Here is a 22,488-nt window from a genome sequence, read left to right as displayed (position 1 = left end):
GGCGCGGGTACTTTGGCGGTAATGTTGCACCGAATCCCAATACTCTTCTGAGGAAGGCTCCGCCATGAGCATGCTCGGCACCAAATGGAAGCTCCACGGTAATGGCAAGTCCATCCGCCCCGGTCACGTGGTGGCACCCGATGAGCGGCTCGCCTGGCCCCTGACCATCGGCATCGGCATGCAGCACGTGGTTGCCATGTTCGGCGCGACTTTCCTGGTCCCGATCATCACGGGCATGCCGCCGGCCACCACGCTGTTCTTTTCCGGTATCGGAACACTGCTGTTCCTGGTGATCACCAAGGGGCGAGTGCCCAGCTACCTGGGATCGAGCTTCGCGTTCATCGCCCCGATCATGGCGTCCCAGCAGCAGTACGGCGTTGGCGGCGCCTTGGGCGGCGTGGTGCTTGCCGGCGTCGTACTGGCGCTTATTGGTGCGGTGGTCCAGAAGTTCGGCGCCGAATGGATCAACCGGCTCATGCCGCCGATCGTCACCGGCGCCATTGTCGCGCTGATCGGCCTGAACCTGGCTCCGGCGGCGAAGGCGAACTTCGACCTCGCGCCCGTCACCGCGCTCATCACGCTGGTGACGATCATCCTGGTTTCTGTACTGTTCCGAGGCATCCTTGGGCGCCTGAGCATTCTGGTGGGCGTCGTTGTCGGCTACCTCGTGGCGATGATGCGCGGCGAGGTCAGCTACGAAAAGATGGATGCCGCAGCCTGGGTTGGCTTGCCGTTTTTCCAGACGCCCGAATTCCACATCGGCGTAGTGGGTCTGTTTGTGCCGGTGGTGCTGGTGCTGGTGGCTGAGAACGTGGGGCACGTGAAGTCAGTGGCGGCGATGACGGGCCAGAACCTCGACGGCGTCTCCGGCCGCGCGCTGATGGCCGACGGCGCCGCGACGGTACTTGCCGGGTTCGGCGGCGGTTCCGGTACCACGACGTACGCGGAGAACATCGGCGTCATGGCGGCCACCAAGGTCTATTCGACCGCGGCCTACTGGGTGGCCGGTGTCTTCGCCATCCTGCTGAGCTTCTCCCCGAAATTCGGCGAACTGATCGCGACCGTCCCGCCGGGTGTCCTGGGCGGTGCTGCGACCATGCTCTACGGCATGATCGGCGTGCTTGGCGTGAAGATCTGGGTTCAAAACAAGGTCAACTTCTCCAACCCGATCAACCTCACCACCGCTGCTGTGGCCTTGATCATCGGCATCGCGGACTACACCTGGACCATCGGTGAGCTGAAGTTCACGGGCATTGCCCTTGGCTCCGCTGCTGCGCTGGTGATCTACCACGGCATGAAGGGACTGGCCCGCTGGCGGGGAACAGTAGCCGAGCCGGAAACCGAGACGGCGGGGCTGCCGCCAGCGGTGAAGTCGGCGATGAACGCTGCGGCCAAGCGGGGCGGGAAGAAAGGGAAGTAGGCGGTAGCAAGCGAGGCGCCGCATGCGACCCATTACCGACGCTGAGCGGAAAGTGCTCGACCTGTTTCTTTCCGTCGAATTCGAGGGCGTCGGTGCCTTCCGGAAGCAAGCGATGCACATTCTTGGAGTCGAGCCGGACTGCATTTGCGGTTGCCCTTCAATCAAGTTCCATGTCGACCGGGCGAAAGCGCCCGCCGCTCCGGAATTTTGCCTCATGCCTACAGAGGTCGAAGAACTTGCTCGGCTCGCCGGTGTCCCATCGTCGGTGCTATGTCTCGTCGACAAAGAGGGCTATCTTGCAAGCCTGGAATGCGTGTACTACGACGGTATTGTCACGGAATGGCCTGACACCGACCGTTGTGCAGTCATCCTCCGGGACACCGGTCGGAAAATGACTTCAGTATTACTACCGAGTGGGGCCCTCGTGCGCCCCGATGATGAGGAAGATCCTTGGGCATCTTTTGGGGAGGCCGGCTTGGGATTCACAGCAACGACCCGCAAGGGCTGGACTGAGACATATAGCGCCAGCGGGGAGTTGGTCTCGCGGGTTAGGTCGACGTAGGGCTGTCATTATCTGATTTCTGCGTGTTGACGGGGAGAACGCTCAAACCTCTAGGCTGAGGCCATGCAAGAAGACCCATCAGGAAGGGCACGCGTGGCGAAGCCTCGGGCGCAGATTACGGTCCGGACCTACCTCATCTGCCTCGCGGCGCTTGTAGCCTTGTCCTTCGGCGCTCCCGCAGTGGAGAAGCTTTTGCGGCCCACATCTGAAAAGGTCTGCACCACCGAGAACGTGGTCATTTCCCATGAGAACCGAAGCCGCACCTCCTATAAGCTCGACACCTCGTGCGGGCAACTCGTGGTGGACGACTCGATCGCCGAGGAAGCCGACCGGACCATCAAGAAACAAACGACGTACCGCATGGTCATCGCTTCAGGCCTCCTGGGTGAGTACCTGGTTGAGTTACCCGTGGAACTCCAACCCTGACTGCCCTGACAAATGAGATGGCCTATGAACCAACGACACCCGAGCACGACGCAAAGCGCTGATCCAGAAAACGTTCACCTCTCCGTAGTCCGGGAAACGATCATTCCCGTTCTACTGAACGGCTTGGTCGGCATCATCGTGGTGGCAGGGCTTTGGATCACCGTGGTTCCGCCGGAATCACCGGGCAGGCTGGTCCAACTGGCTTTGGGGGGCCTTGTTGTCCTGGGACTCTGCCTTCGGTCAAGGTTTCCTTGGCTAGCTGCCGCTTGGACCGGCGTTGTGACGGCCGTTGGCTGGAGCTTGGGAATGACCGAGGATCCTTTCCTGGTGACAGGGCTCTGCCTGTACGTTGCCGCGGAACGATTCGGGACACGCCTCTTTCCTGCATGGCTGATCGCGCTGGAAATTCTTCTGTTTGCGTCCTTGTTTCTGGTCTCTGCGGAGGGCGCCGAAGCGAGCATCCGGGGCATCATCCTGGGCGCCGTCATCATCGGGGCCGCATGGGTTTTGGGAATTCGCACCCAACGCATGCGTTGCGAAACCGAGCGCAATGCCCGAGCGCAGGAACGGCTTCGCCTCGCACGGGATATCCACGACGTACTGTCCCACACCCTGGGAGGGATTGGGGTGCGGGCGGGCGTCGTGGCCCATGTAAAGTCGTCCACCCCCGACGATCTGCGATCTGCACTGCAGGGCATCGAGTCCGACGCCCGCGATGCGTTGGGCCAACTTCAGGTGTTGATGCGACAGGAACGTAGCGAAACGGCTGATGACGCTCCGCCGGGAAGCCTTCCGGAATTGGTGCGGGAGCTGTCGCAGCCGGCCATACGGGCCGGTATATCTGTCGTGATCGACGCCGACGAAAGTGCCCACGATCTTCCGGCCGCGCAGCGAACCACCGCGTATCGAATCATTCAGGAAGCCCTGACGAACGTGATCCGGCATTCCGGAGCAGGAACCTGCCGGATCACCATCAGGACTGAAGGCGACGACCTGCGGATCAGCGTCCTCGACGACGGCCCGGGGGCGGCTTTGGCCTCCAAGAACGGTCACGGACTCACAGGCATGCGTGAACGGGCTCAGTTATTGGGCGGGACCTTCGAAGCAGGACGGGAGACCAATGGATACCGTGTGGCTGTTTCACTGCCGGGAACTGCAGGGAGGGCGCACAGCCGATGAATGAAATCAGTGTGCTCATCGCAGACGACGATGCTCACATCAGGACGTCACTGCGCCTCTTAATCGACGACGAGCCGGACATGACGGTGTCCGCCGTGGCTGTGGACGGCGCGGAGGCCGTGGAGTCCATCTTGGAGCATCAACCGGATGTGGCCCTCATGGATGTTCGAATGCCACGGATGACAGGCCTTGAAGCTGCAGGCGTTCTGGCCTCCCGGAAATCCAGCACCCGGTTGGTCATGCTGACCACCTTCGATATGGACGATTACGTGTACCAAGCTCTCCGACAGGGCGCCTCCGGCTTTCTCCTCAAGAATGCGCCGCTGCCGGACATCCTCAAGGCAATCCGGACCGCACATGAAGGTAACGCCCTCCTCGCCCCGGAGATCACCCGCCGCCTCATAGACCGCTTCACCCAGAGCCCGGCCGCACACGACCGCATCAGCGAACTGACAGTCCGCGAACGCGAAACCTTGACCCTCATCGGACAAGGCGCCTCCAACAACGAAATAGCGGCTGCCCTGTTTCTCACGCGAACCACGGTGCGGACCTATGTGAGTAGAATCCTGACAAAACTGGACGCGCGGGACAGAGCCCAACTTGTTGTCATCGCCTACGAAGGCGGCCTGGTGGGCCCTACACCCATCTAAAGTCTTCCCCCGCCCAAGAGCGTGCCACGACTGTCAACACCTGCAGACAGACAAGCGATGCCGGCCCGGATTGACTTGAGTCATGCCAGCATCTTCCACAGCGACCCTCGACGTGCGGCCGGGGTTACGAACCACCATGGCCCGCGCCGTCAGGGCCGAGACCACCAAGCTCCTGACGCTGCGTCTTTGCCTCAACACCATGGCGGGAACGGTGCTGCTCACGGTGCTTCTTTCCTGGATACTGACAAACCTGATCGACGCTGCCCATAAGGCAGGGAGGCCGGAGGAGGCAGCTGGCCTTGAGGGAGGTACGGCCTTTCTGGTCATCCTTCACTATGGACAAATAGGGGTCATCCTTCTTGCTGCGTGGTCGATGCACCAGGAGTCGGACAGCGGCTCGCTTCGTAGCACCTTGATCAGCCTCCCGCAGCGCAGTGCCGTGTTGGCGGCCAAAGCGATCGTGATTGTCGTTGCCGTTTTCGTCACGGCTGTCCTGAGCGTATTTGGGTCGGCAGGTATTCGTTGCGCGGTCATCGACTGCACCGCCGAGGGCAGCCGGATAGCAGCAACTCCACAAGCGGCATCAGGAATCCTATGGGGCGTGGTCCTTTACTGGATACTCATCGCCCTGTTCACCTACGCCGTGTCGGTGGTCCTTCGCAGCGGATTGGCGGCCATGGGCACGGTCTTGGCGATGGCCCTCATTGTCTCCACCTACATGGTGAACATCACCCCCCTGGCCAAGTTCCTGCCGGATCAGGCGGGCGCCCAGCTCTACCAACTGCCACCTTCCGCGCCGGGCGATTTGGGACCTGCGACGGGCGGATTGCTCGTCGTGGTGTGGGTGGTCGCAGCGTTGGTCGCTGCTCTTGTTCTGTTCCGCCGCCAACCAGTTCGCCGCTAAGTGACATCGACTACCGAGGAGATCAGACAATGATCGAGATTAAGAATTTGAGCAAGAAATACGGGCAGTCGGACGGAATTATCGACGTCTCACTGACGGCCGAGCCCGGGAAAGTCACCGCTTTTCTCGGCCCGAACGGGGCTGGCAAGTCGACCACTTTCCGTCTGCTTCTCGGCCTCGACCGGGCGGACAGCGGGTCCGCGCTCATCGAAGGAAAGCCTTACCGGGACCTCATCGCCCCCCTCTGGACCGTTGGAGCTCAGTTCGATGGCTCAGGAGCCCACAAGGGTCGCACAGCCAAGGCCCATCTCACTTGGCTGGCTCAGTCCAATGGCATCCCGCATTCGAGGATCGGTGAAGTCCTGGAGCTCGTCGGACTTTCGGACGCCGCCCGGAAACGCGTAGGAGCGTACTCACTGGGGATGGGTCAACGGCTGGGGATCGCCGCGGCCCTCCTCGGCGATCCACGCATTATTGTTCTCGATGAGCCGACCAACGGCTTGGATCCCGAAGGTATCCGCTGGATCCGGGGGCTTCTGAGAACCCTCGCGTCCAACGGCAAGACTGTCCTTATCTCCAGCCATCTCATTAACGAGGTCCAGCACGTAGCTGACCATGTCGTCGTCATATCCGGTGGCCGCATCGTCCAGTCCGGAAACGTCGTTGATCTGGTAGCCGGTCACCATGACTTGGAAGCCGCCTACTTTGACTGGACCGGCAACGCAGCTAAGGGAAACGCCGCATGACTACACTCGTCGACACTGCCCGAACGCCCAGTCTGTTCCGCGCCGAACTCACCAAGCTCGTCACGTTAAGGTCCGTGTGGATCACTGCCGCCCTGACGTGGCTCATCGTCGTGCTCGTCGGGTGGTCCCAGGCGGGTCCGGTGGGGGAAGCGCTCCGAACGAATGACCCCGGCCTGGCCCCAGGGGCGAGTCCGGAGACGGTGGGCTTTGACTGGGTTGCACTGGGACTGATTGGAATCATCGTTATCGGCGTCATTTCCGCATCGAGTGAGTACGTGTCGGGCCAACTGCGGACAAGCCTGGTGGCCGCGCCGAACCGCGAGCGCCTCTACGTGGCAAAATGCTCTGCGTTGACCGTGTTTGTCACGCTGCTGGGTCTGGTGACCATCCCGCTGCTGAGCCTGCTGTCCCAATCCGGTCTCGGCGAACTTTCCGTCGTCAACGGAACCATTCCGGCAAGCCTCGTTCTCCGCTGGGTTGGTGCCATCGCTTTCTGGGATGCCATAGCCCTCATTGGGTTCGCGCTGGGCATCTTGCTCAAGCAGACGCTAATACCGCTGTTTGCGCTGATTGTAGTGTCGCAACTGTCGTTGATGTTGCTCTTGCTGACTCCGGCTTTTGCCTACCTGCCCACCGTGGCCGGGGTCCTGCTGTTTGATCCCGGCTTGGTGACAGGGTCGTACCCGTCCGCGGACCTGGGTACTCCCACCGCTGCGATAGTTACCTTCACCTGGACAGCCGGCCTCGTGGGTTTTGCAGGGTTCAAGTTCAGCACGCGGGACGCCCGCGGATAGCTGAACCACGACGGCGGTCCTCACCTCAGACTGAGGCGGGGACCGCCGTCGGGCTTGGCTTAGCGACGTACGAGGCCGGTTTTCGCTGCGACTGAATATGTCCGGTTATGCGTATGTTCACCAACCCATCGAAATAGTCAGCTTGCTTACTAAAGCATCCTTCCCTAGGCTGGTTCAGGTCAGACAAACAACTCTCGCAGCACCGGCACATGCCCAAAAAGCAGCCGAACAAGAGGAGGAACAATGTCAGAACACAACATCGCAGGCAAGAAGGTCGCATTCCTTTTGACGGACGGCGTGGAGCAGGTGGAACTCACCAGCCCGTGGCAGGCCATCAAGGACGCCGGAGGCGAGCCCACCCTGGTAGCCCTCGACAAAGGCAAGCTCCAGGGTTTCAACGGCGTGGACAAGGGCGACACGTTCGACGTCGATCTCGCAGTTGCGGACGCCAACGCCTCCGACTTCGACGCCCTGGTTCTCCCGGGCGGCGTCGTCAACGCGGACAATCTCCGCGTGGACAAGGACGCCCAGAACTTCACGCGCTCCTTCTTTGAGCAGCACAAGCCAGTGGCATCGATCTGCCACGGACCGTGGATCCTCATCGAAGCCGGGGTGATCAAGGGCCGCAACGTCACCTCGTACCACACGCTCCAGACGGATCTGAAGAACGCTGGCGCCAACTGGAGCGATGAAGAAGTGGTGTGCGACCAGGGACTGGTCACCAGCCGCAACCCGGACGACCTCCCCGCCTTCAACGCCAAGGTTGTTGAAGAGATCTCGGAAGGCCAGCACGCCGGCCAGACGGCTTAGCGGCCACCAGCGTCCTTAAGGCGAGTGCCGCCGTCGTACTTTCACAAGAAGTACGACGGCGGCACTTGCGTTTAACTGCCAGGCAGGCCTCGTTCGCCCGGGCACTTGAGTGATTTGTAAAATATATAGACTGGTCTATTATTTCTTTATGCCATCCAAAGGAACCCTGACAAGAGAACGGCTCACAGAGCCCCTGCTCCAGCCCGTCCAGACCAGCGGTGTTGACGCCGAAGACGCGCGGCCGCCGGTGGCCGTTCTTGTGCCATCGGCGGAGACTGCGACCATAGCCTCTCGCACCACGCAGAGCACCCAACCCCTTGCTGCGGCTGCTGGTGCGGTAGTGGAGCTTGTCAACCAGCGTTGCCAGACCGCCGGGAGGACGCGATGACACCCCACGCAGACTCCCGCAACGCCCTGGTCTTCGGGGCCTCGGGAATGGTCGGCCGGCACCTCGTCCTGACCCTTGCAAAGGCTGGCGCGAACGTGACAGCGGCAGTCCGGACCGCCGAGTCCGGAGCGCGCGTGGAGCGATGGGTCAGGGAGCATGGCCTGGAACGTAGCATCAGGACGACGATCGTCGACTTCGATGCTCCCGGGATCGTCGCGGGTGGACCATCGACATTGCCGTTCATCACCGAGATCCACAACTGCGCCGGGACCTACCGATTCGGGATGACCGCCCAGGAGGCACGCAGCGCAAATGTTGGCATCGTCGAGAAACTGATCGACTTCGCAAAGGACCTCCCCAATCTGCAGCGCGTCGTCCACGTGTCGGGCTACCGGGTGGGCGGACAGGACCCCGCCACTGTCCCGTGGTCAGATGACCACCGCATCGCGGTTTACAAGGAACTTGGCGCCTACGAGGCTTCGAAAGTGGAATCCGACGCCATCTTCCAAGCACGTGCCTTGGAGCACGGAGTCCCCTGGACGATCGTCAATCCGTCCAGCCTGATCGGCGACAGCGTGACCGGGGAGTCCGACCAGCTCATCGGCCTGGCTACCACCATCGCGCAAGTCTGGGAGGGAGCCGTAGCCGCACTGCCCGGAAACGGATCGACGTTCCTCCCGGTCGTCACGGTCGACTACTTGGCTGCCTTCATGACCGCAGCAGCGGTCGATCCCACTGCTGCGGGCAAGGCTTATTGGGTTCTCGACGACGCTACCCCGCCGCTGGCTGACCTGCTCACCCACGTCGGGCGGCACCTCGGAGTCAAGGTTCCGCGGGTACGGATGCCGGTCGGCGTCATCAAGCGACTCCCGCAGCGGATCACCAGGGCGGATCCCGAGACACTCTCCTTCATGTCCGCCGACCGCTATCCGACAGAGTCAGCCATCGAGTTCGCAGACAGACACGGGATACAGATGCCGGACGTACTGGTGTCCCTGGAACGGTGGGCCGACTACTTGGCCGCACACCGGTTTGGCGACGGCATGGCTGACGGCCGCCGATTCGTCGACGCCGGCGGTGTAAGGACATTCGAGCTCGGAGTAGCCGGATCCAGCCGGGTGGTCCTTCCCGGCTTGCCGGTCAACGCGGACACATGGGCCGGCGTCGCTTCGGGTGTCGGCGCGCGCGTCGTCGACCTTCCCGGACTCGGCCTCAGCGGAGGAACAGGCATTCAGGACTGGGAGCAGTGGCTTCCCGATGTGCTGGGCGGTGAACCTGCTGACCTCATCGGCCATTCCATCGGCGCGGCTGCGGCAGTGGTCGCGGCGGACCGGTTCCCGGAGCGGGTCAAATCCCTGACACTGGTCGCACCGTTCTTCCTCCAAACCCCAACGGGCGTCCCAGCCGGGCTTCGGCCGCTCGTATCCACCTACCTGCGACACACCAATCCGGCACGGCTGTCGCGCCAACTGACCGGATCAGAAGCGAACGCGGCTGCTCTCCAGTCCAGCCTCAGTGACATCAAACGAAGCAGCGCCAAGAAGGTGGCCAGGCAACTCGCCCTTGCCGGATCGAAACAGTGGCGTAGCGAACTCCAGGAGGCCCTGGGGCGATTCACCGGCCCGGTCCGCATCATTACGGGAAGCGAGGACCCAATCGCCCCGGGCATGGTTGGGCAGCTCGAATCACTTCCGAACGTTGAGCTCGTCTCGATGCCGGGCGCAGGGCACCATCCGCAGCTGACTCATATAGATCCACTCGTCACACTCATCAAGCAATCCGTCGGGTGAACAGGGCGCCCGGGTCCAGCTGTTTAGAAATACACATGCCGATTGAGATCCACCAACGAGCTCTGACCTGAAAGGTAGCCAGAGTTTCAAACTGGCTACATATTTCAAAGCCAGTTCAGGGGATGCTGGGGTGATGTTGACTTGCGTGAACTGGCCATCAACGGACGAGTGTGGGCCTCCGGACTGGACCCGCAACCGAACAGCCACTAACTCTCAAACGGGCGAGTAAACGAACACCGCAACCCAAACGCCGGATGTCAACCGCCAAAGCCACAACAAAATGGAGCACCGTCGGTCCACAGGCTGGTGGCACTTAGGAACCGAAGGACGCTGTCCCACTTCCTTGGAAGTGGAACAGCCAAGAGTGGGACGCTGCCCAGCAGCTGATGGGGTCAGTTAGTGCAGGGAAGTTTGGAGCCGATCTTCGCATCCTTGGCCCAGGACGGGACCAGGCCGCACTTTGCGATCAACAGCCGCCGGTCAAGGGCTCCCTCGTCCAGTCGTTCGGCCACGATTGGCACAATCTGGGTCGGGGCGACGTTCCAGCTCGGCCCAGGAGGGTTGCCTTCAACCTCCTTGGCCTCGAAATGGCTCAGAAGATCGCTCGTTGCTTTGGACATCACGTATCTGCCGCAAATGAGCCCATTCTGCCCACAAAACCTTCAAAGCGTGGCCAGCCGCGGGCCGGCGCCCGGGTACTTCTTGAGGACCTCGCGCAGCTCCCCCTCCCATGACGGAGCTCGCGGTCGCTGTCCTGAGGTGTGGTGTCCCGCGTTGGTACCCATACTCAATCATTACCTCGCTGATTCTTCTCTTGCCGTGGCGCTCATTCGAGCGGCTTTTCCCAATCCGCGAGGTCACGCAGGGATCCAATCACTTGGTAGAGCGCTAGTCTGGCAGCCTCCGTTTTCAGGAATGGGGTCAAGGGAGGTGGCCAATTGAGAGGCTTGTTGTCCGCTGGCCAGATCAGCTTTGCGGGAGTGGCATCGACTCCTCGTTGTGCGTCAAGCCAGATATAGCGGTTATCGGCATTCCAGGGAAGATCTGGTTTGAAGTACTGCTGGATGAAATAGATGCCCTCTATTCCAAGGAAAGAACTCGCTGTGTTGTTTGGTTGGGCCAGTGCCGCTTGGGGGTCCGTGCCTGCGTCCAAGACCAAACGATGGGGTTGGTGCCAGATTGAAACGGTGGACCATGGGGAGTTTGTAATCCCCATATAGATGCGTGCGGACGAAGGTGGCCGGCGGGTCTTCATGAAGGAAGTGAAATCTTCGTCCACGAAGACCCTGTCCTCGACAGGAAGGTACTGGTCATACATAAGAAGGCACTTATATACCCACGCCGCCAGATAAAGCTTTCCTTCAGGGGACACCAAGTGCGGCATGGGAGGTGTCTTCTTGGCCATCTTTCTTAGGATCGGTTTGACTGAAGTCTCCAGTCTCGACATCCAGCCGTTGTTGCAAGCAGCGCAGACGCTCTTTACTCTTACCTCGTGGACGTTCGGCGTCCTCGTACCCCGAGCTTCATCGACCTTGACATAGGTTCCTTGAGAGTTCTTCCTCACGACCGTCTGACGGAAAGGAGCCTGGTAGGAGCCCTTGCGTTGAATGAAGGCCTGAGGAGCGGCAAATTGCCGTAACTACTGGGGAAAGACGTGTTCCACCGTCAAAGGAAACCCACCGCAGAAGACACATGTTCTCATGAGCGCAAAGGCTATCCCGTTTTGTCTGGCTTGGGAGCCACCCTCGTTGAGCGGCACTCATTGATGCGTGCAAAGGACGCTTGTGCGCACTTTGGGACGTTCGTCGGCAACGACCTCACCGTTACTAAGTTGGCAAGCATCGGTCCGGCGGTTCCATCGGCGTTCAGGTGCCATGGTTTTATTTGCACATGAGCAATTCGGACCTGATCGCACTAGTCGCTGGTGTCGTGACACTCGTTGGGGCAGTAATTACGGCACTGCAGTACAGGCGCAGCAACCCCAAATCACGGATATCCGCAGACGTCAGGGCCGCCCCAATAGTAAACAAGCTCGGGCAAGGCAGCGGTTGGGACAAGCTCGTGGTCCAACACTCCGGCAACGTTGTGCAGAACCCCTACGTGCTGATTGTCACTCCTGAATCAACTGGACGAGCGGATATCCAGAGCAGCAGATTTGATGCCGGAAAACCACTCATCCTCGAATGTGGCGCGCCTATTATCGCTCTGCTGAGTGACGATCCTGAAGCCGATCTGGGTAGAGTAAACCCGGCTGGGTTGTTCCGGGCCGAAGGCGATAACGTCCTTTTCGGTCCTGCTCTGTTATAGAAAGGCCGCCCCGCCCAAACAACGGTGCTGCTCGACGGACGACCTAAGTGGGCGTGGAATGACCGGAACCTCATTGACGTCAAGATCCAGCCTGGCCGAGGTCGAGACGCCGTGGGCTTTCTCCGAGGACATTTCTCATTAGGCACCATTGCAGCAATAGCCACCGTAGGTGCCCTACTCGTGGCTGTGGCGACATTTGCCCTGCAGTTCTTCGGACCTCAGCTTGGGATCGGGAGTCGTTCGGTTCCCCCACCCGTACAAACCCGTTTGGACGGCACCTACCCACAAGCTGGTTGCTCCGTAGATGCCATAACGCTGAAGAGTATCCCCATTGCCAGGGCCTCAGAGCCTTCCCCGTTCGCGTTAGTGACCGTACTGCACTCCCCTGGATGCGAAACGAGCTGGGTCCACGTCAGCAACCAACTCAGCGGAACAACGGTCACGAAGTACATCGAACGAGGCCCTGCTGAGGGCCTCCCTTCAGTTAGCTTCACATCGCCGGATATCACTGGAGATGTGCAAGCAACACCCGAGGCAAAGAACTCCTTCACACGCCAGGTGTACGCACCCGGCTGCGTCCTTGTACGAGTGGAGTTCACGGACGCAACCGGTATTCGTCTGGGTGAGGTGCCTCTGCAGCCTGTGTGTTGATGCTGGAGTAGGCGACAAGAGCAACGTGTCCCACTTCCTTGGATACGGAACGCGGCAGCTGGGACTCCGTTGACGTAAAAGAGAGACGCTGTCGGGTTCACCGACCTGGTAGGCCGCTTAGGCGGGAGCTGGAGCCACTCGGTCGTCCTGCATGGGAACAGGAGGAAGCGGAGCTGGCAGCACCGGGGCGTTGATGAGGGAACGGTCGTAAACGACCAAGGCGTTGTTCTCGATGATCTGTTGCTTCGAGGTCACAAGACCTGTCCGTTTGTCCCGGGTCAGCCTCATCACCCGGTTATGGCGGTAAACCTTATTCCCGGACTCGTAGAAGTAGGCGTCCTCTTCACGGATGTGGAATTTCACATCCGTGACGTTCTCGGCGCGAAGTTCACCACACAGGTATTCGTCGTTGGTACTTACTAGGAATTGGAAAGCCTGGTCCGTGTCATTGCGAACCCGGTAGTCCAAGTAGTTGTAGATGATCGAAGTGCCCGAACCAAACGGGATCTGACGATTGAAGTCCGGAAACAAGTCCAGGTCCCCGTGGTGGTGATGCTCCACCACAGTCAGCTCGCTGTGCAAGACCATCCAATGCAGAAGGTTCGTGAATTGACACAGGCCGCCACCAATTCCGGAATCGGCTCGGCCATGGTTGATGACCAGGCCCTCGCGGTATCCCTTGGCTTCAGTGCAACTCCCTACCAGCTTCCAGAACGAAAAGGTCTCGCCGGGACGTATGACGACAGAGTTCACCAGAGGCGCGGCGATCCCCAGACTTACCGCCTTATTTTCCTGGAGGTGCAAGTCCACGTTGCCCAGCTTGCGGCGGATCAGTGAGTTGTGGCCGTAGACAACCGCAGGAAGGACCTCTTCCGGCTGGCGCCGCGCAAAGACTGTGGGAGAGAACAGGTCGCGCAATTTGCGGTTCAGGATCATGCGCTGCACAGAAATGCGGTACGTGATCGGCGAAAGTTCGCAGAAGAGTTTTCGTGCCATGGTTCCCCCGGTAAAAACGCCCACCCAGGGCAAGCCAAACCGGAACGCCCGGCGTCAAGGTTATCTTTCCAGACGCTTGAAGAAATCGAGTAATCGGTGAAACGGTCCGTCCTGACCCAGTGGAACATGGGCCATCCAACCAACGCCTGAGGTTCATGCGATACCAGATGCCGGCGCAGGTGCCTTAGGTGCCGACCGGGATCGTCCCAGTTCCTTAGAAGTGGGACACCAGCAATGGAACACTCCCCCACCCATCCGAATCTGTCGTTTTCAGAAGCCGACTGCACAAAATCCCGCTGAATTTTGGGGTTTGTGCAGACGGGTTGCGATCAGTGACTGGCCGGTACTCCTGTGCACAAGTGCCCGTTTGTTCAGCACTCCTGTTCACAATCCGCGTCATTGATTTGTCTCGGAACGTTAGGGATTCGAGGCACCTCGGTTATAAGACATGGAGGGGGTTCAGAGAAGGAGCCGGCGCCCGCGGGCGGGATCGCTTATCGGATCAGCTGGTCACTTGTAGGACTAGAACACGATCGAGTCGAAGACGGCGCGTGCCTCTCTCATCAGCTCCGGATTGATTGATTCGTCGATACGGCCCACCGCGACGACAGCCCGCTTGCCGTTCAGGTCGACCACCCGGTAGGTTTCGCGTTCGCCCCGGGTGGAGTACCAGCGTGAGCAGGCTTGTGTATGTCTTGAGTAAATGCATAATTCACCGCCGTCGCAGGCGTTCATGTCCACGTTGGCCTCGACGAAGTGGTCGAACTCGAAGCCTGAGTAGTTGCCCACCGTGACCTTGACGGGAGGGGTGCTTGCCGTTGACGACTGCGCCGCCATCGCGTCAACGAAGGCCTCGGCCGACGGACCGTCATCGGAAAGGGCGCCCCTCCACTTGCATGCGTCCATCGCCACATAGTTGACAGGCAAAAGAGTTATGTGGACGGCCCATTCAGCTGGGTGATCCGGGTCGTCCTTGCCCAGGCTTCCGCCGTCGAGAGCAAACCAGCCGTCTGGGACGGTGATCTCGAAAGGTTCCGTATGGCCGGCGACGGGGACGAGGTATGTGCCGGCGTCAATGTCTCCACTCTCCGGCAGCGGCGGGAACGGGCGGGGGTCGTTTCCGTCCGGCAGTGGCGGGGCCGTGCGGGCCTCCAAAGTTGGAGAATTGGTGGACGGGAGGGCGACGTTATCGGGCTCATACTCGCACCCGCAAAGACATCCAATCAGGGCGACAATCACCAAGGCCAAGAGATGGCGCAACCGCTGACCGGCCTTTTCGAGGGGTGTCATGGAGCTCATTGATCCACCAGCCACTACAGGGTGCTGTGAGGCCCCGCAGCCGGGTGGCCCCGCGGGCGGCGCGAGATGGAAGGCCGTCGCCTCAAGTCTCCTCCGGCAGAGAACCCGTGACAAGGAAGAACTGCCCGGAGATCAGTTTCGACTCATGCAATCCCCCGAAATGACGAAAGCGCGTCGCTGAAGCAGCGGCGAGGAAACGCCAAATGATTGTGTCAACTTAGATTGGCCCCGGTAGGACGTATATTTTTGGCCCCAGCAGTCTGATGGCGTCGGTTCGCTGCTGCCGGACGTGCAATTGAATCAGTTCTGTTGGGGAACACCTCCACTGTGAGGAGCCCTCTTTAGGTTTGGGTTCCTTCCATGGCGCTGGCTCTACCGGCCATGTGGCCCTACGCATTAGTGGTCGTGGCGTAAACCCTCGTGGAGCTGATCGGGGAACCGGGGGGCGCCTGCCGCAGCCAGCGCGAACCGGGATCTGGCTCCGTCAACTTCCGCGTCGGACGTCGTCAAGAACGACTTTAACGGGGACCGCAAGGCTGGCATTCTGGCCCGTGATGGCGCCGGCGACCTGTGGCTTTACCCCGGAAATGGCTCGGCGGGATGGATGCCACGTGTGCAGGTATCCGCCGGCTGGAATAACCAGACTAATAGCCTAGGGATCGGCGACTTCCAAGGCGACGGATTCGTTGACGTAGCCGTCTCCAACCGTGGCGGGATGTGGATAGAGCGCGGTGATGGAAAGGGCGGTTGGCTGAACTCAGCGTGGGCGGGATATGGCTGGTTCTTCGGGTCGGAGGCCATCGGTGTCGGTGATTTCAATAGTGATGGCACAGCTGATGTCGTGGGCCGCGACAGTTCCGGTGTCCTGTGGCTCTACCCCGGCAACGGAACCGGCGGCTGGTTGCCACAGAGCGTGACCGGCGCCGGCTGGAACGCCATGAACTCCCTTGTTGGACCCGGCGACTTCAATGGGGACGGAAAAAACGACATCATAGCCCGGGACTCCATCGGCGACTTGTACCTTTACGAGGGCAGCGGTGGATCCGCATGGCCCACATCGAGGAAAGTGGGCAGCGGCTGGAACATCATGACGGAGATCCTATTTCTGTCCTAGCCGGACGTGGTGCCCATTTCCGGATCCGAGGCCATGGGATGTAGACGTCCGGTGGAGGATCCATCACCGTACATGTTCTGGCTAACTCGTTGTATGTCGCTGCGTCCAGGCATCGATCCAGTCCGCGATCAAAGTGTTGCCCATGCGACGCGCGTAGTCAGATGCGGTCATGTAAGACTCGCCCGCAAAAATGCCCGGTGAAGCTGCCGAAACGCTACACAGTTTCCTGTCCCATTTTCTTGGAACTGGGACACACTCGGTGGGACACTTCCGAGTCGCGGATTCAGTCGGGGCAGCATGCCGGATGTCGCGTGATGCCGCGCCGATCCCTTGGAGGCATCCTCTAACGTGCATGTTGTGCAGACGGCTTTGGGCACTCATTCAGACACAGTCCAGCAATGATGAAATCCCAGTCCAGCGTCCGCGTAACACTGTCGTCCCGCATGTTGTCCCAAAACATCCCCTTCCAACAGCTGTCCCAAAGACAACTTCCGGGACAGCTGGGTCGCCGACTCACGAGCGAACCCGCACCCATTCCGGGTACGCAGGGACCCGGCCAAGCGGCTTGGCTGGGGACCAAACCCGTGCCAGCTCCCGCCGTCGTAATGTTGCGCAGGTCACACCTGGCACATACGCTGGGGTGCGCTGCAGCGTGGCAGCAAGGATGAAAGGCAGAAAATTGGCCAGCGACAAGCTCTCCGTAGTTGTTCGCGTCGACGTAGACGGCGAACAGATCCAGATCGCAGCAACGGGCCGCGTCACCACCTCGAGCCTTCAGGGGCTTTACCCCGTGGTTCAGCGGACAAAGGGCCTGGGCGGCGGACTCGGCGTGGAAATGGACCTTTCGGAAGCGACGATCGACGCAGATGCGCTGGACCAACTGAGGATCTACGCTGAACTCCATGAGGTGCCTGTCCGCCTCAACACTGCGCCCGGCAACGTCGGCAATGTGACCGCCCTGCCCTCCCGGAAACTCCAGACAGCAAGCCGGGCAGCCTAATAGGAGAACGCATGCGAAAAGTAACCGCCGGACTGTTCCACTCCGTGGATGGCGTGGTCCAGGATCCGTTCAAGTTCCAGTTCGACAGCTTCGACGAGGACCTCGGCAAGGGCCTGACCAAGATGATCAACACCGTGGATACCGCGGTGCTGGGCCGGGTCAGCTACCAGGAGTGGGCCGGATACTGGCCAAACGCCACCCAGGACGATGATTTCGCCGCCTTCATCAATCCTGTCGAAAAATTCGTGGCGTCCCGGACCCTGACCGAACCGCTGGAGTGGCAGAACTCGCACCTCATCAACGGTCCGTTGGAGGACTTCATCACCGATCTCAAGAACCGCGACGGCGGAGAGATCGCCGTATGCGGCAGCATCTCGGTGGTCCGCCAACTCCTGTTTGCGGGCCTGCTGGACGAGCTGACCCTGATGACGCACCCGGTGGTGGCGGGCAGCGGCCGCCGCCTCTTCGAGGACGGCGATCCCCAAAACCGGCTCGTTCTGGAGGACCAGTACGGCACCAGCAAAGGCAATGTTGTGAGCACCTACAGCCTGCGCAAGGACTAGAGAACGCTCGACGGCGGCAGCCGGCTACCGTCGTCGGCCCGCCTCAGCGCTCACCCCAGCAGCAGCGCCGCGCCCAGCTCGCTCCGGAAGTAGAGCACACTGTGGCCGTAGCGCGTGGAAGTCACGAGCCCGGCATTCCGGAGCACCCTGAGATGCTGATTGACTGCGGACGTGGTCACGCCAAAGCGCACTCCAAGCTCGGTGGATGAGGCAGGCGCAGCGAGCGCCGTCAACAGGCTGGTACGGACCTCGCCGAGCAGCGCCACCACAGCGGCAGGGCTTCTCACTTGCTCCGCTTCCCACATGGCTCCTTGACCGCGGGCCGGGTACATCAGCATCGGCGGGTCACCGTGGTTCACGGGAGCAGAGGCCCTGCGGGTGAACATGGTGGGTACGAGTGTCAGCCCCAGGCCATCAGTCTTCTCGGTCCGTGACGCAGGGTTCTTCAACCGCACGGAGATGACCCGGCCGTCGAATTCCACGGCACCGGACAAGTCGTTGAGCATTGTGAACAGCCCGCCCTGGGCGAGTTGCCTGCCGCGGTAGACGATGTCTGCTTCCAGGATGGTGCGCATGCGCAGCCAGTGCGGTGCGAAGCACGTTTCCCAAAAATCCTTGAGGATTTGCACGAGGCGCCGGATCGCCGGGCCAACGGGTCCGGCAAAGACTGCGGGCACTTCGCCATGCACCCGGATCAGGTCGCCGTGGAACTGCTCTGCTGAAATCCCCTCCAATGCCGCGAACTCGTCGTCGATCCTGGTGAGAGGGGAATCAGGCCTGGGGTTCAGGAAGTCCGGCGTCCAGAGCCGGTGGTCAACCAGCGCCAGCAGACCATCCAGATCCAGGCGGGAACGGGCTTCCTCCGTGCGGCGCAACCACGGCAGCTGAAGAGGGTACTGGCTGGGATCACGGATGGCCCTCAGGGAGAGCCCCAGTTCACACATGGGCGAGATGCCGAAGCGCACCCCGCCCAGGTCGGCGCCGGACAGTACGTACTTCAACATGAAGCATAACGCTACATCACTACCGGCCATCCCCGGCGGGTGACAGAACTAGGGGGTGACCAAAACTCCGGCAGACACCATTACCCCTCCCCGGCACGGCCTCCGCGCCGCCCTTTCCGAACCCAGCCTTAAGATCCTCGCTTCGGCCATTCTGGTCTCCACGGTGGGTCGCGGCATCTTCCTTACCCTGACGGTTCTGTACTTCAGCCGCTTCGTCGGACTCAGCGCCGTGGAAATCGCCGTCATCCTCTCTGTTTCCAGCGGGGTAGGCGTCGCGACGTCGTACATTGGCGGCCGCCTTGCGGACCACTTATCCGCGCGCCGGCTGCTGGTGGTGATGGTCGCCGTCGAAGGTCTCGCTATCGCAAGCTATACGTTCGCCGGGAACTTCGGCACCGCCGTCGTGATTGCCTGCATTACGGTGGGCGTGGACCGCGCCGCGAACGCCACGCGCTCAGCGATCATCGCGCGTGCCTTCGATGGCCCGAACCGCGTCAACGCCCGCGCTGTCCTCCGCACCATCACAAACCTGGGCATCGCGACGGGTGGCATGATCGCCGGATTGGCGTTGCTGGCCGGGACGGCCGACGCGTTCCGCGTGATGATGATCAGTGCCGGCGTCGTCTATGTCCTCAGCGCGCTGCACCTCCGCCGCCTTCCCAGCCGCGTCGACGCGCCGCGACACGACCCCGCCAACCCTGCGCCGAAGCGTGGCATCTCCCCCTTCAAGGATCGCCGCTACGTTCTGTTGACGGTGCTGTCCGGTATTTTCGGCATGCAGTTCGGACTCGCCGAGATGGGCGTTCCACTGTGGATTTCACAGGACACCAGCGCGCCGGATGTGCTGATATCGGTGGTCCTGGTCATCAACACTGTGTGCGTCGTCCTGCTGCAGGTGCCGCTCTCCCGGGGCACAGACCATCCTGCCCGTGCCGGGAAGATCGTGCTGACCGGTGGGGTGCTCATGGCCGCGGCTTGCGCGCTCTACGCACTGGCGGGCGGAGTGCCGGTGGTCGCCGCCATCATTCTCCTGTGCGGTGCCGCCCTCCTGCACTCGTTGGCGGAGATCCTTTCGCAAGCGGGGGCATGGGGACTCAGCTTCGAACTCGCCGATCCACTCCAGGCCGGCGCTTACCAGGGAATGTTCGGCATGGGATCCGCCCTGGGGGCCATGCTCGCACCTCTCGTGGTGACCGCTACCGTCGTCGAACACGGCACACTGGGTTGGGTCATCCTGGGAGCGGTCTTTGTTGCCTCGGCGGCGGGCGTAGCGCTGATAGCGCGGAAAGCCACGACGACGGCGGTACTCGCCTAACGGGGCGGGCGCAGGGTCCGCCGCCGCCCACCGGCGGGCTGCGCACTTGGTTCCGGCGGGGGTTCCTCGTCCGAGCATTCCGGACACTGCCCATCAGGAAACTCGCCCACTTGCGGCCAGATCCACCCCTCCAAGCACCGGTCATTCCTGCACGACTCTTGCGTCATTGACTGTCCCCCTAAGCCACGTTCCTTTCTACTAAGGTGCACAAAAGCACTGCTTCGTTACGCGAAAATCCAACCTCGGGGCGAGACCGCCGCGAGCAACATCACCACGGAGACGGAGGAATTGAGCCGCCCACCCTGAAACCATGTAAGGAACGAGTGAAGGGGAATCATGGGGGAATGGGTCTGGCCGGCGTACGTGGGCGTGTTGGGAGGAGTGGCCCTCTTTGGCGTGTTCATGGTGCCGATCGTGGCCGTCCAGTACAGGATGTACGGCCGGTTCACGTGGCGCCGGTTTCTGGGTGCCGCGGGGCTCAGCATCTACGGCGTTGCTCTGGTGGCTTACACGCTGCTACCCCTGCCTGACCCCACCCTGTTGAAATGCGGCCCGGGCGGAAGCACCTTCCAGGCGCTCCCCTTCCAATTCCTGGACGATATCCAACGTGAGACCTCGGGCTTGGGGATCACGGGGACACTGACCAGCCGTGCCATGTTGCAAGTTGTGTTCAACGTGGTGCTTTTCGTTCCTTGGGGTGTGATCGCGCGCCGCTACTTGTCGTGGAACATTGCCGTCTCTACGCTGACAGGCGCCCTCGCCTCGGGCCTCATCGAAGCGACTCAATTCACTGGTTTGTGGGGCATTTACGACTGTGCCTACCGCCTTGCCGATGTCGACGATCTCATCACCAACACCCTGGGTGCCCTGATCGGTGCCATGATTGCGCCTTTGGTCCTCTGGTTCATGCCGCAACGACGCGACCTCCGCGCAGCCCGTGGCCAGAGCCGCCCCGTCACTGTCCGGCGGCGCTGGCTCGGGATGATCATCGACTACGTGGCGCTAACGTTCCTTGGCTTCGGCTTCGTTGTGATTTACAGGGTGGGGTTGCTCGCGATCGGTGCGGACCTTCCCGGAGCGGACGACGCCGTCTCCCTCGTCCTCATGCATCTCGTTCCCGGGTTCCTGGTGTTCTACCTGCCGGCGCTTGTGGGTTCCGGCGCATCACTCGGCCAGCGCGCCGTGTGGCTGCAACCGCATTGGCCGGCCACCCGCCGTCGGGCGTTGCTCCGGGCCAGCACCACCGGCGGACTCTATGTTGTGTTGTCGTTCCTGACTGCCCTGATACCGGCAACGGCGTTCGGTCCGCTCTCCGGCCTGCTGCTCCTGGCCGCCTTCGTGGCGGTTCCCCTGACAAAAGCGCGGGGACTTTCGGGCGTCCTGACGGGTGCGGAGATGGTTGACTCGCGTGAAATCAAACGACGCCGGGTGGCTGGCCCAGCTCCTCGACCCGCCTAGGGGCCGCACGCCACCTCGGCAGCCGGCTGGTGCGCGAGGTGCGTGTGGCCGGCTCGAGGGGGGGTCTGCTTTCGGGCCGGCCACACTGTCCACTTGGGCAAGCGGACGAGCGCACCTCCAGCTCGCCGACAAAAAGCGGCATGGATCGTTGCGCCGTGACCGGCCGAGGAGGGGGTCTCAACACCTCATAGGCCGTGGCTGCTGTTCTACATCCGGAATGCGCTCTGCAACCTGTCACTACTTAGTAGTGGCGCCACCTGATGGAACGTGTCATGGTCCAGGTCACTTTCTTTTTATTTTTTTCGGGACTGTCTTTCGGGACCGTCCGGCTACTTTTTCCCGGCCTTCAGATCGGAGACAACTTTGGCGATACGTCGCGCGCGGGTCTCAGCAGTCCTGGCGTCTCCGATCGGTTCTACATAACGCCGCTGGGCACTGTAGTTGAGCGTCCCGTAGAAGGCTTTGGCTTCGGGTTCGGCATCCAGGGCTGCAGCGAGATCGTCCGGGACTTCCACTACACGCGGCTGGGTGTCGACCTCCAGGCCGACCTCCACCGTGTCACCGGCAGCAGCGCCGGTAAGCTCGCGGTTCGCCGCGCTCACGCCCACCATGTACTTTCCACCCATCACCGCGATGCTGCTGCGATAGCTTTGGCCGTTGATGGTCACCACCACGGGCGGCTTCTTCCCAGCCCCCAGCGCATCAACGACATCGGCGGGAACCTCTATGCCGGCCTTGTTTCCATCGCCCACGATGGTGGTTGTGAATTGCATGACCCAAGTATGCCGTCAGCCGCCAGTAGACGCACCCGGTCAGTAGTACTAGGTTTCACATAACGCCCGGAACAGCCAACCCAAGGAGCAGGACCATGGACGAGCAGGATCTTCTGGAACGAATCCAGGCATTGGTGGAAGAAGAGCATCATCTGCGCGACTCGGCGGGATCGGAGACCGACGGTGACGACAGCCGCGCGCGTCTCTCCCAGCTGGAAGCCCAGCTGGACCAGTGCTGGGACTTGCTGCGGCAGCGCCGGGCCAAGAAGCATGCCGGGGAGAACCCGGACGACGCCGAGGCCCGCCCGATCAGCGAAGTCGAGGGTTACAGGCAGTAAG

The 22,488-nt window shown here is 61.4% G+C and carries 22 protein-coding genes; 16 read left to right on the top strand and 6 right to left on the bottom strand.

Features of this window, described 5'->3' with window-relative positions; all coding sequences use genetic code 11:
• Positions 1-64: 64 nt before the first annotated feature.
• From PYR64_RS19965 to PYR64_RS19925, 9 genes are all read left to right on the top strand, one after another.
• Positions 65-1,420, top strand: coding sequence for a solute carrier family 23 protein (locus PYR64_RS19965; RefSeq protein ID WP_018778387.1), 1,356 nt, complete (start codon positions 65-67; stop codon positions 1,418-1,420).
• Between the two features lie 625 nt (positions 1,421-2,045).
• Positions 2,046-2,408 carry a hypothetical protein gene (locus PYR64_RS19960; RefSeq protein WP_156369827.1) on the top strand — a complete coding sequence of 121 codons (363 nt, stop codon included), beginning with the start codon at positions 2,046-2,048 and terminating at the stop codon, positions 2,406-2,408.
• A gap of 306 nt (positions 2,409-2,714) precedes the next feature.
• Positions 2,715-3,587 carry a sensor histidine kinase gene (locus tag PYR64_RS19955; RefSeq protein WP_275777223.1) on the top strand — a complete coding sequence of 291 codons (873 nt, stop codon included), beginning with the start codon at positions 2,715-2,717 and terminating at the stop codon, positions 3,585-3,587.
• Positions 3,584-4,237 (top strand): response regulator transcription factor, encoded by a 654-nt coding sequence (locus tag PYR64_RS19950; protein ID WP_275777221.1) that lies wholly within the window; start codon positions 3,584-3,586, stop codon positions 4,235-4,237. The genes PYR64_RS19955 and PYR64_RS19950 overlap by 4 nt, the downstream gene beginning before the upstream one ends.
• A gap of 82 nt (positions 4,238-4,319) precedes the next feature.
• A complete protein-coding gene (locus tag PYR64_RS19945; RefSeq protein WP_275777219.1) occupies positions 4,320-5,141 on the top strand; it encodes a hypothetical protein in 822 nt (273 codons plus the stop codon).
• 47 nt (positions 5,142-5,188) lie between these two features.
• Positions 5,189-5,887, top strand: coding sequence for an ATP-binding cassette domain-containing protein (locus PYR64_RS19940; RefSeq protein WP_275777217.1), 699 nt, complete (start codon positions 5,189-5,191; stop codon positions 5,885-5,887).
• The gene (locus PYR64_RS19935) at positions 5,884-6,681 is read left to right on the top strand and encodes an ABC transporter permease (RefSeq protein WP_275777216.1); all 798 of its coding nucleotides are present in this window, start codon (positions 5,884-5,886) and stop codon (positions 6,679-6,681) included. The genes PYR64_RS19940 and PYR64_RS19935 overlap by 4 nt, the downstream gene beginning before the upstream one ends.
• A 243-nt stretch (positions 6,682-6,924) precedes the next feature.
• Positions 6,925-7,491: a type 1 glutamine amidotransferase domain-containing protein gene (locus tag PYR64_RS19930; RefSeq protein WP_018778399.1), complete on the top strand. Its 567-nt coding sequence runs from the start codon at positions 6,925-6,927 to the stop codon at positions 7,489-7,491.
• 384 nt (positions 7,492-7,875) lie between these two features.
• Positions 7,876-9,669 (top strand): alpha/beta fold hydrolase, encoded by a 1,794-nt coding sequence (locus PYR64_RS19925; RefSeq protein WP_275777213.1) that lies wholly within the window; start codon positions 7,876-7,878, stop codon positions 9,667-9,669.
• 392 nt (positions 9,670-10,061) lie between these two features.
• Here the strand turns inward: PYR64_RS19925 and PYR64_RS19920 are convergent, their stop codons facing one another.
• Entirely contained in the window at positions 10,062-10,307 is a 246-nt protein-coding gene (locus PYR64_RS19920; RefSeq protein WP_275780015.1) for an SOS response-associated peptidase family protein, read from the bottom strand.
• A 188-nt stretch (positions 10,308-10,495) separates the two neighbouring features.
• Entirely contained in the window at positions 10,496-11,074 is a 579-nt protein-coding gene (locus tag PYR64_RS19915; RefSeq protein WP_275777211.1) for a hypothetical protein, read from the bottom strand.
• Positions 11,075-11,559: 485 nt separating this feature from the next.
• On the opposite strand from PYR64_RS19915, the gene PYR64_RS19910 reads away from it, so the two are divergent.
• On the top strand, positions 11,560-11,976 hold the full coding sequence (locus PYR64_RS19910; RefSeq protein WP_275777210.1) for a hypothetical protein: 417 nt from the start codon (positions 11,560-11,562) through the stop codon (positions 11,974-11,976).
• Between the two features lie 768 nt (positions 11,977-12,744).
• Here the strand turns inward: PYR64_RS19910 and PYR64_RS19905 are convergent.
• On the bottom strand, positions 12,745-13,623 hold the full coding sequence (locus PYR64_RS19905; protein ID WP_275777208.1) for a VanW family protein: 879 nt from the start codon (positions 13,621-13,623) through the stop codon (positions 12,745-12,747).
• Between the two features lie 522 nt (positions 13,624-14,145).
• The gene (locus PYR64_RS19900; protein WP_275777206.1) at positions 14,146-14,922 is read right to left on the bottom strand and encodes a hypothetical protein; all 777 of its coding nucleotides are present in this window, start codon (positions 14,920-14,922) and stop codon (positions 14,146-14,148) included.
• A gap of 475 nt (positions 14,923-15,397) precedes the next feature.
• Here PYR64_RS19900 and PYR64_RS19895 point away from each other — a divergent pair, with 475 nt between their 5' ends.
• The 3 genes from PYR64_RS19895 to PYR64_RS19885 all read left to right on the top strand — a co-directional run bounded on the left by PYR64_RS19895 (position 15,398) and on the right by PYR64_RS19885 (position 17,599).
• Positions 15,398-16,036, top strand: a complete 639-nt coding sequence (locus tag PYR64_RS19895) for a VCBS repeat-containing protein (protein ID WP_345799347.1) — start codon at positions 15,398-15,400, stop codon at positions 16,034-16,036.
• Positions 16,037-16,700: 664 nt separating this feature from the next.
• Positions 16,701-17,036, top strand: a complete 336-nt coding sequence (locus PYR64_RS19890) for a hypothetical protein (protein WP_079582011.1) — start codon at positions 16,701-16,703, stop codon at positions 17,034-17,036.
• A gap of 11 nt (positions 17,037-17,047) precedes the next feature.
• Positions 17,048-17,599: a dihydrofolate reductase family protein gene (locus PYR64_RS19885; RefSeq protein WP_275777202.1), complete on the top strand. Its 552-nt coding sequence runs from the start codon at positions 17,048-17,050 to the stop codon at positions 17,597-17,599.
• A gap of 50 nt (positions 17,600-17,649) precedes the next feature.
• Here the strand turns inward: PYR64_RS19885 and PYR64_RS19880 are convergent, their stop codons facing one another.
• Positions 17,650-18,603 carry a DUF5937 family protein gene (locus tag PYR64_RS19880; RefSeq protein WP_275777200.1) on the bottom strand — a complete coding sequence of 318 codons (954 nt, stop codon included), beginning with the start codon at positions 18,601-18,603 and terminating at the stop codon, positions 17,650-17,652.
• 55 nt (positions 18,604-18,658) lie between these two features.
• On the opposite strand from PYR64_RS19880, the gene PYR64_RS19875 reads away from it, so the two are divergent.
• Both PYR64_RS19875 and PYR64_RS19870 read left to right on the top strand, forming a co-directional pair.
• The gene (locus tag PYR64_RS19875; RefSeq protein WP_275777198.1) at positions 18,659-19,918 is read left to right on the top strand and encodes an MFS transporter; all 1,260 of its coding nucleotides are present in this window, start codon (positions 18,659-18,661) and stop codon (positions 19,916-19,918) included.
• Between the two features lie 336 nt (positions 19,919-20,254).
• The gene (locus PYR64_RS19870; RefSeq protein WP_275777196.1) at positions 20,255-21,376 is read left to right on the top strand and encodes a VanZ family protein; all 1,122 of its coding nucleotides are present in this window, start codon (positions 20,255-20,257) and stop codon (positions 21,374-21,376) included.
• A gap of 329 nt (positions 21,377-21,705) precedes the next feature.
• Here PYR64_RS19870 and PYR64_RS19865 read toward each other — a convergent pair whose 3' ends face one another.
• Positions 21,706-22,149: a YdeI/OmpD-associated family protein gene (locus PYR64_RS19865; protein WP_055976629.1), complete on the bottom strand. Its 444-nt coding sequence runs from the start codon at positions 22,147-22,149 to the stop codon at positions 21,706-21,708.
• A gap of 95 nt (positions 22,150-22,244) precedes the next feature.
• Between PYR64_RS19865 and PYR64_RS19860 the strand changes: the two genes are divergently transcribed.
• On the top strand, positions 22,245-22,487 hold the full coding sequence (locus PYR64_RS19860; RefSeq protein WP_018778415.1) for a DUF2630 family protein: 243 nt from the start codon (positions 22,245-22,247) through the stop codon (positions 22,485-22,487).
• The last annotated feature ends 1 nt before the right edge of the window (position 22,488 follow it).

It is taken from the genome of Paenarthrobacter sp. Y-19, assembly GCF_029223985.1.
Taxonomy (GTDB): Bacteria; Actinomycetota; Actinomycetes; order Actinomycetales; family Micrococcaceae; genus Arthrobacter; species Arthrobacter nicotinovorans.
Note: the sequence above shows the minus strand (reverse complement) of the source record. Positions and strands in the feature narration are given on the sequence as shown.